The organism is Sulfurovum sp. (assembly GCF_041551015.1).
Taxonomy (GTDB): Bacteria; Campylobacterota; Campylobacteria; order Campylobacterales; family Sulfurovaceae; genus Sulfurovum.
In genome coordinates, this window is record NZ_JBFENQ010000122.1 from 1 (window position 1) to 5,187 (window position 5,187).

The window sequence follows — 5,187 nt, forward strand, 5'->3', positions numbered from 1 at the left end:
ACCTTTTTACAGTGCAGAGGCATACCATCAGGACTATTATGAACGTAAAGGCTCAAAACCTTACTGTCATAGAAAGATCAAGAGGTTTTAATCTTTTGTATTGATCATCCATTGTGAAAATATATTGAGATAGTTCCAAAAGCTTTGTATGTTCTCTTCTGAACTTAATTTTTGTTCTATGATGGGCTGGAGTGCTTCTTCAAACGTAACCAGCCAATGCAGTCTTGCATGAGGACTGATAGAGAAAGGAGCATGTCTTTTTCTCATTTGTGGGGCACCACGGTTTTGGTTGAAGTAGGGAGTTCCTCCACAGATCTGTATGAAAAAATCTGCAGAGATCTGTCCTGCCTTTTTCATCTCTTCTCTGTCTTTTGGAAATATATCTTTGATAGGGCTTTCAAAGAGCCCCATATAGAATCTATCGAGTAAAGCACGCATGCCTTCTTCGCCTATGTCAGTTAAAAATTCAGGGTTGGGTTTAGTTACGGGAGGATTGACACCCTCCTGGTAAGGGAGGATAGAAAAATCTAAAGATGAGGTACTAAAGTTCATAAAATGCCTTTGTTTTCAGTGATATTGTTATTTTTGATAGGTGTTATAACATGAAAAGACTTATGTGTCAAGCACTATAAGGTTAGCGACATCCACCTGTACCACAACTATCACTGTTCTCTACAGCAAAACTATTGCTATAGCCGCACTCTAAACATTCAAAAGAGAGTAGTTTTGGACCGGAACATCCCCCTGATCGTTGATCCGTGAGTTCAATACTTTTCTGATGACATTTAGGACAAAATCCCCGTTTGATGGCATCTAGTTGTTCTTTTTTCTCTTTGAGGTAGTAGATATAAACAAATACTGATCCTAAAAGGATGATAAGCATAAAAGCCAGAAGATAAAATGAATCGATAATAGACTCCTTACGTCGTATAGTTTTTTAGTTCATTGACCTGTTTCTTATAGTCAGGTAAATGCTGTTCAACAAGCTGCCAAAAATCTTTTTGATGATGTTTATGTTTGATATGTGCCAGTTCATGAATGGTGATGTATTGTATCACATCGTGCGGAAGTTTCATCATCATCGTATTAAAACTTAAAACGTTTTTCCCGCTACAGCTTCCCCACTGCCTTTTTGTTTTCCGAAAGCGTAAATGTGTAGGAGAAAGATCCATTTTCTCTCCCCAGAGTGCTACATGATAAGGAATATGCTTTTGTGCCTCTATTTTGTAGAATCGATCGAAGTGTGCTTGAAAAAGTCTTTCGTCATAAGTATGGTAGAAAAGTGTAAATTTTTCTCCATCAAAATCAAGTTTTACTCTTTTTTTGTTATGCAATTTCAATGTTAGAGGATATGCTTCTCCCATAAAATACAACTCCAGGATATTGGAAAAGTCTAAAGGTTTCCCTTTCTTCTGTTGTATCTTTTCTCTGGAATTATTGATCCAAGAGGCCTTTTTAAGTAAAAGTTGTTCTATTTTACGTTGAGGTACTTTAGGGGATTTGATGACGAGGTTTCCCTCGTTATCAAAAGTAAGGTAAATGTGTTTAAGTTTGGGGTTAACGATATGTGTATATTGTGGTAAAAGACTCATATCGTAAGATTAGTTGACAATCTTATCATTACTATATATCACTCGTCTATGGATAGAACCATCTTTGCTGTATGTTTGGGCCGGACCCTCTTTTACACCATTTTTATAAGTATAAGATACCATCACATCACCATTTGGATAGTATGCTTCATACATACCATCTTTTTTCCCATTGATATAATTGACCTTTGAAAGGACACGACCTTTATCATCATATCCTGTCGTAATACCATGAGGTACACCATTTCGTATATTTGCGGTGGAGATAACATGACCGTCATACCCATACTCTTTACGAAGACCATTTTGTCCACTCTTGTCACTCATAATGAATTCAGATCGTATCTGGCCACCAGTATAGTACTCTTTTTTAACCGTTCCCGCTGAAAGACCAGGTTCCTGACAGGCACTTAAGAAAAGAAGTACAAAAATAGAAAGAAATAGAGATAGCTTTTTCATGAAAAACCTTGATATTAAATTATAGTAATATGAGTATACTATAAATTGCCTTTTTTTGCTTTTTATTCAGAGGTATCTATAACTATGGCAGGAAAGATTCTTCTTAAAATACAAAAATTATCATTCGTGATTTAAGAGCATAGTGTGCATATCTTCTTTTGTCATAGGATGAGAGTAATAGTGCCCCTGGATATTGATACAACCATGATCGATCAGAAAGTCTCTTTGTTCAGCAGTTTCTACACCTTCAGCGATAAGGTCAAGTTTAAGACTTCCTGCAAGTGCGATAATTGCCTTAATGATAGCAACATCCTCTTCATCTTCTGGTATATCTTTGACAAAGGAACGGTCAATTTTAAGCCTATTGATCGGTAAACGCTTCAATAGAGATAAAGATGAATATCCTGTACCAAAATCATCAATAGAAATACCTATGCCCAGATTATTTATCTTATTGAGTTTTCTAATGACCTCTTCAGGTTTTTTTATCATTTGTCCTTCCGTGATCTCCAGTTCCAACCATTCTGGATTAAAATTATTTTTATTGATACAGTCGTTAATTGTTTGGAGAAAACCGATTTTGTCTAATTGCTTTACAGAAAGGTTTATCCCCAGGACACCTGGATGCAATCCTTCTTCATACCATTTGGCAACTTGTCTCATGGCAGTTTTCATTACCCACTGATCTATCTCAATTATCATGCCTGTCTCTTCTGCCAGTGAAATAAATTCATCAGGCCAAAGAAGTCCCATTGAGGGATGTTTCCATCGTACTAATGCTTCCATACCAATCAATGTATCGGTAAGTACATTTATCTGAGGTTGATAATGAATAACAAACTCTTTATTATCAATTGCCTGTCTTAAACTATTTTGTAAAAGCATGTGTTTCAGGGCAAGTTCTGTCATTTTGGGAGAATAGAATTGATAATTATTACGTCCTTCTTCTTTTGCTTTATACATAGCAGTATCAGCATATTTAAGAAGAGACTGTGCATCCGTTGCATCTTGTGGATAAAAACTGATACCGATACTTCCTGAAACATAGATCTTCTGATCATCGATCACTATAGCTTCTGCTAATGTTTTCAGGATCTTTTCTGCTAATAATGATGCATCTTTTGAGTGCCGTAATTCTTCCATAATAAGCGTAAATTCATCACCACTTAAACGCGCCAAGGTATCTTCTTTACGAATAATGTCTTTAAGGCGTTTTGCTATGATCTTTAAAACACTGTCTCCTGCGCTATGGCCTAGAGAATCATTAATATGTTTAAACTTGTCCAGATCAATAAAAAAGAGTGCTAATCCCTCTTCATGACGTTTTGCTTTTTCAATCCCCTGTTCTAATCGGTCAGTAAAGAGTACTCGGTTTGGAAGACCTGTCAATGCGTCATGATGGGCTTGATAACGCAAGATCTCTTTTTGTGCAATTAATGCATCTTCAGCTTTTTTACGTTCAGTAATATCTTGTAAATAGCTTACTATTCCGAGAGGATTACTTTTGCTATCTAGGAGGAGAGAAAGAGATAGGTCTGCAAGTACTTTTTCTTTTGATTTCTTAATAAGATTTAAAGTACAACGATATTCTCCTAATTCCATAAGCAGAGGGATATTTTTTGCAAATGTTTCATATGCATCTTTTGCATATAACAGTGAAATATGTTTTCCCATGATTTCATCCACTTTGTATCCAAATAGTGATTCAGATCCTTTATTCCAACTAGTAATGTATCCCTCTAGATCTGTTGTATAGACAGATTCTTGCGTCTGCTGAATCATTTGTGCCTGATGCAATAGTTTAAGTTGGTTCTCTTTCTGCTCGGTGATGTCGGTATGGGTTCCTATCATACGAACAGCTTTACCATTTTCATCAAACTGTACTTTACCTCTGTCATGAATCCAAACCCAATGTCCATCTTTGTGTCTTAATCGATGAATATTTTCATAATACTCTGTTTCACCATTTACATTTTTATAGACATCTGCCCAAGTCTCTTCCACGTCATCAGGGTGAATACGATCATTCCAGCTTGATACATCATTAGGAAGTTCTTCATCCCTGTATCCAAGCATCTCTTTCCAACGGGTAGAAAAATAAACAGAGTTATCAAGAATATTCCAATCCCAGATACCATCATTGCTTCCCTTAAGAGCCAACTCCATACGCTCTTTCAGTTGCTGATTTAATTGGTTACTTTCTTTGAGTGCTTTAGTCTGCTCTTTTACTTCTTCACTGGTAATATTGATAAGGTGTGTTAAAGCTTCGATGGAAGCACTATTGATATCAACGTGTTGCGGTTGTGTGTCCAAGGTGATTTTATGTATTTTGTCACTCTCGCTTAACGAAACCAAAGTCATCGTTTGATTGAACAGATTTTTTTGATTTGAGGTAAAAAACTCCCCATAAGTGAAAAACCCGGAGACAGGGGCAATTTTCTGAAGAGGGAAAACCTCAGATTCAATCTCATCACCCATAAAGTGTCTCCGTGTCATACATGAATAGATAAAAATTCCTTCAGAAGGTTTTTGAGAAGTGGTACCTAGAATGTTATGTGATTTTTTTAGAATCTCTTTAGTGTTTCCATAGCCAATCCTTACGTTTTCTCCTGTATATAGATTTCCTGCAACAATCAGTGAACCGTCATCCTCTTTACCAATAGCCGCTCGGGAGATATATGCACCATTACGATTTACGATTAGGGGAAATTCGACACCGATAGCTGGCAATCCCTTGGAGATATTTTCTCCCAGATAGTGCGCATAGGTATCTACAGTACTTTTCCCATCAATCGTATAGACACGATTTCCTTCAGCTTTAGTGATCGTAAGTTCATTACCAATTGGGTGCCAGTTAAAACTATAATCTGTATGTACATGTAAGTGTTTACTGTTCAAAGTAACTGCAACAGCACCTTGTGTGAAGATATGATCTTTAGTAAAGACCAGGGTCTCTTTAAAGTGATTATTGTCTCCTGCATGACCTCCTGCAACTATGACTTTATCATCTACAGAAGTGATACCATTGAGAAACTCTTCTCCATTTGTATATAAACCGTCTGCAAAAGCAATTAATAGTTTTGTATCATCACCGATCAATGCCTTTGCCAGATATTGACCACTATTATATCCATTG

5 protein-coding genes are annotated in these 5,187 nt (G+C 36.5%); all 5 read right to left on the bottom strand.

All coding sequences use genetic code 11. The features are described from left to right. Window positions 1-87: 87 nt before the first annotated feature. Window positions 88-552, bottom strand: coding sequence for a globin (locus ABZC96_RS08050; RefSeq protein ID WP_373030330.1), 465 nt, complete (start codon window positions 550-552; stop codon window positions 88-90). A gap of 82 nt (window positions 553-634) precedes the next feature. Further along, on the bottom strand, window positions 635-883 hold the full coding sequence (locus ABZC96_RS08055; protein ID WP_373030331.1) for a hypothetical protein: 249 nt from the start codon (window positions 881-883) through the stop codon (window positions 635-637). Window positions 884-920: 37 nt separating this feature from the next. After that, window positions 921-1,592: a M48 family metallopeptidase gene (locus tag ABZC96_RS08060; RefSeq protein ID WP_373030333.1), complete on the bottom strand. Its 672-nt coding sequence runs from the start codon at window positions 1,590-1,592 to the stop codon at window positions 921-923. Between the two features lie 9 nt (window positions 1,593-1,601). Further along, on the bottom strand, window positions 1,602-2,051 hold the full coding sequence (locus ABZC96_RS08065; RefSeq protein ID WP_373030335.1) for a toxin-antitoxin system YwqK family antitoxin: 450 nt from the start codon (window positions 2,049-2,051) through the stop codon (window positions 1,602-1,604). Between the two features lie 120 nt (window positions 2,052-2,171). Beyond that, window positions 2,172-5,187: EAL domain-containing protein (locus ABZC96_RS08070; protein WP_373030336.1), on the bottom strand; the 3,016-nt coding region annotated here is incomplete at its 5' end.

Excerpts from the sequence above, each read along its gene's own strand:
- ABZC96_RS08050 (WP_373030330.1), bottom strand. The coding sequence starts at position 552 with ATGAACTTTAGTACCTCATCTTTAGATTTTTCTATCCTCCCTTACCAG.
- ABZC96_RS08055 (WP_373030331.1), bottom strand. The coding sequence starts at position 883 with ATGCTTATCATCCTTTTAGGATCAGTATTTGTTTATATCTACTACCTC.
- ABZC96_RS08060 (WP_373030333.1), bottom strand. The coding sequence starts at position 1,592 with ATGAGTCTTTTACCACAATATACACATATCGTTAACCCCAAACTTAAA.
- ABZC96_RS08065 (WP_373030335.1), bottom strand. The coding sequence starts at position 2,051 with ATGAAAAAGCTATCTCTATTTCTTTCTATTTTTGTACTTCTTTTCTTA.